This window comes from Streptomyces lancefieldiae, from assembly GCF_031845825.1.
Classification (GTDB): domain Bacteria; phylum Actinomycetota; class Actinomycetes; order Streptomycetales; family Streptomycetaceae; genus Streptomyces; species Streptomyces lancefieldiae.
The window spans coordinates 1-3,359 of sequence record NZ_JAVRFH010000158.1 but is presented as its reverse complement, the minus strand read 5'-3'; the positions used below and the strand labels follow the sequence as shown (position 1 = coordinate 3,359).

Genomic DNA, 3,359 nt, shown 5'->3' with positions numbered 1-3,359 from the left:
CGGACTGCGACGCGCGGTCGGCCGGGCCGCCACAGGCGCGAGTTCCCCGGACAGCGGCGCGGGCGGCCGAGGGCTGCGGCGGGGCTCGGCGACCGGGCGACCGGACCGGACACGCGGCCGGACCGCAGAATCACGGACAGAGGCCCCGGTGACACGCGGCCCGGAGGGCCCGATGGCACGGCCGGCAGGGGTCGCAGCCGCAGAGCGGCGGCCAGGAACCGGGCCGGTCGGCGCTCCTGGGCCAGGAAGCTCGGAGCATGGCCCTCGGGCGGCGCTATCCAGCGAACAACCCCGAACATCCCAGGGCGGCACCGGCGCGTGACAGCCGGACCGGCGGACGGGGCGGCGCAGGCGGCGGCAGGCGTGAGCGGTCCGCGCGCCGGGGGGCGCCAGGGACGGCGGCGTGCACGGGCACGCCCCAGACAGATGAAACTTGCTTAAGTGGATTTACTACGGTAGTGTTTACGGCATCAAGCAATCCAACAGCCCCAGCACAGACCCGACGGGAGCACCCCGGTGGCACGCATGCTCGCCAAGTCCGTACGCCGCCACGCCGGTCACCCTTGCCGCTACGCCGGCAGTCGCGGCTGCACCTGCTACTACTTCTCCGCCCCTCCACGCGGCTGGCACCAGGCCATCGAACGGCGTCAGGCACGAGCGGCCGAGAAGCAAGCCTGGCGCCACGCCCTTGAGAAGGAAGACTGAACGTGACCCAGTTCGTCGCCAGCCCCACGCACATCCTTGCCCTGGTCAAGGGAGCCGCTGAAGGCGACCCGATCAAGCACATCACCCCGATGGGCTTGGGGGTTCACCTCGACGACGCCGTCGCCTGTGGCCTGCTCGCGACGAGGAGCAGCCCGTACGACCTGCACGTGACCGACACAGGACTTGCCTTGTACGAGGCGCACTTGAAGGATCTCCCAGACGGCCGAGCCAACCACTGGGGCAGCGCCGTCCCGGCTGTCGCAGTCGACCAGGTGATGCGACTGCACCTGGAAGCCACAGGCCGTCTCGCTGTAGTCGAGGTCACCCTGACCAAGCCGGGCAACGGTGTCGTGACCGTCCCCCAGGGCACCCGCTCCCCCAAGCAACCCCAGGGCACCCGCTCCCCCAAGCAACCCCAGGGCACTCTGGGGCGCACCCTCAACGCTGCTGGCCGTGCCACCGGCTGGTACGTGGACGACGCGTGCGGCCACGACGGCCGCAAGCCGATCCGCGTCACCGGGCGCACCAAGGACGATGCCCTCCGAAAGTATCTGCGCGCGCTCGGCGTCTGGCCCGACGCGATCACCTACGCCCACTTCCACTACACGTCGCAGCAAGGCAACTGATCAATCGTCCGGAGACGGGGCGGCGCGGTCAGGGGCATGGCGTGGAGCTCACCAAGCCCCGCTACGCCAGCCGTCGCAGCTGCACCTGGGCCACTGCTTCATACCCGGAGCCCAGGCCAACCCTGAGCACCAGACCATCGAACGGCGACGGGCACGAGCTCGCCGTCATCCTGTTGAGAGAGGACCACTTGATGCGTAGTACGACGTCCCCCGTGGCGGAGGGGCCGAGCAGCGGAGCGGAGCCGGACGCGGTGGGCACGCTGCCCGAGTATGCGCAGGAGCCGGCGGTCGTCGCAGCGCTGGGGGTGCTACGGGCGGGCGGTGTGACGCTGGCGACGGTGCCGGGCCGGAAGATGCTCTACCGGGAGTGGCACAGCGCGCAGGGGCCCCAGGGCGCGTTCGTGTGGCAGGGGGCGGGCCGGACGCTGGAAGTCGTCTGGTTCATCAATGGGGCACAGGACGAGCGAGGTATGCGGACGCGGAACACCCGGAGCGTGCGGGCCGCCCGGAACCAGGCCCTGGACGGCGTCGCCGCGGCGTTCCAGGCCGCCGGCTGGCACGTGTGGCGGGTGGAGAGCCGCCGGACCGTTACGCGACGCGCCCTTCGGATGGACGTGACGCCACCGGCCGAGGACGAGCCTCAGTCTGTCATCTCCGAGGAGGAAGCCGAAGCCCTGGTGGCTGAGTTCGGCATCGGGGAAGGCGACCTCGACGAAGCCGTGTACGACGCGGCCAACGAGGACGGGGCCGACGAGTACAACGGCGGCGCGCACCCGGAGTCGAGCGACGCGGACGCTTAGAGGAAGTTCATGAGGCGGCCGACGCGCTGGCGAGCAGCGTGAACAATCAGGGGGCGACGGCTCAGGTCCAGTTCCTCGCCGAGTTCTGCGGCACCGTCGAGGGCCTCCGGTCACTCCTGGGGGATCTGACGTCGTCGCCTGCGGCTGCGAAGTCCATGTCCGCCTCCCGACGCCCCCCGTCGCGGGCGGCGACAGCGGAGGACTCCCACCTCCGCAAGTTGCATAATTGGATTTAATACCGTAGTGTGACGATTGCAGTCAGGCTCCTGTAGCTCAGAAGGAAGAGCGGTCGTAAAACGGAACGACGACACGGTGGGACGGTTGCGGATGCACCGGGACCGGGCCCTGGCCAGCCAAAAGCTCCAGGGTTGGGGAACCTCAACGAGAAACCGCGCGAGCAGTTTCGAACCCCCGGCAGGGAAGCGCGTTGTCCAAGCCCACCTACTCGGCGCGGGTTCGAGTCCCGCCAGGAGCGCCTCTACGTTGCCATTCGACCGACAACGCCTTACGCAACCCCGAAGGAATCGCTAAATTGCCTCGTCCCCGGCCTTTGCTGGTGCTCGATGTCGACGGACCACTGAACCCATTCGACGCAAAGCCACACCGACGACCGCCCGGCTATCAAACACGCCGCCTCAAGCCGGATAACTGGATTTCTCAGCACCCGGGGGTGCCTGAGAATCGAATCAGGCCCCTTCGTGTATGGCTCAACCCCACACACGGCTCGGCCCTGATGGCGCTACCTTTCGATCTGGTCTAGGCCACCACCTGGGAGCACGACGCGAACGAGTGGATCGGTTGGCGTATCGGTCTGCCACGTGAACACGACTTTCCCGTCATCGAGTTTGACGACCAATTCACTATCCGCCCTGACGGTACCTACGTGAAAACATGGACGGTCGTCCAATATGCGGCAGGTCGCCCCTTCGCGTGGGTCGATGATCAAATCGCGGATGTCGACCGCGACTACGTCGCTCGAAATCACAGCGGCCCCGCGCTCCTTCACCGCGTCGACCCACGCAAGGGGCTGCAGCACCACGACTTCGCCGCCCTCTCCGACTGGGCCTGGCGGATCGGCAACGACTAACCCCACACCCCCTGAGTCGGCGTAACGCGGCGACCCAGGTCCGGGCGGGCGGCGGCATGACGTCAGGACGGCGTGCGACGGTCACGAGTCGCAGCGAGTAGCGCACCGAGTTCCGGTGGGTCTCCTGCCCCCTGACGTAGC

3 protein-coding genes and 1 pseudogene are annotated in these 3,359 nt (G+C 68.4%); all 4 read left to right on the top strand.

All coding sequences use genetic code 11. The annotated features are described in order from the left end of the window. Positions 1–516 precede the first annotated feature (516 nt). The 4 genes and pseudogenes from RM812_RS41115 (at position 517) to RM812_RS41100 (ending at position 3,218) form a co-directional block, all read left to right on the top strand. Complete coding sequence (locus tag RM812_RS41115) at positions 517–705, top strand: hypothetical protein (RefSeq protein ID WP_311585978.1); 189 nt, start codon at positions 517–519, stop codon at positions 703–705. Between the two features lie 2 nt (positions 706–707). Then, on the top strand, positions 708–1,331 hold the full coding sequence (locus RM812_RS41110; RefSeq protein ID WP_311585976.1) for a hypothetical protein: 624 nt from the start codon (positions 708–710) through the stop codon (positions 1,329–1,331). A gap of 191 nt (positions 1,332–1,522) precedes the next feature. After that, positions 1,523–2,131: a hypothetical protein gene (locus tag RM812_RS41105; RefSeq protein WP_311585974.1), complete on the top strand. Its 609-nt coding sequence runs from the start codon at positions 1,523–1,525 to the stop codon at positions 2,129–2,131. 532 nt (positions 2,132–2,663) lie between these two features. Beyond that, positions 2,664–3,218: pseudogene (locus RM812_RS41100) on the top strand (hypothetical protein). The last annotated feature ends 141 nt before the right edge of the window (positions 3,219–3,359 follow it).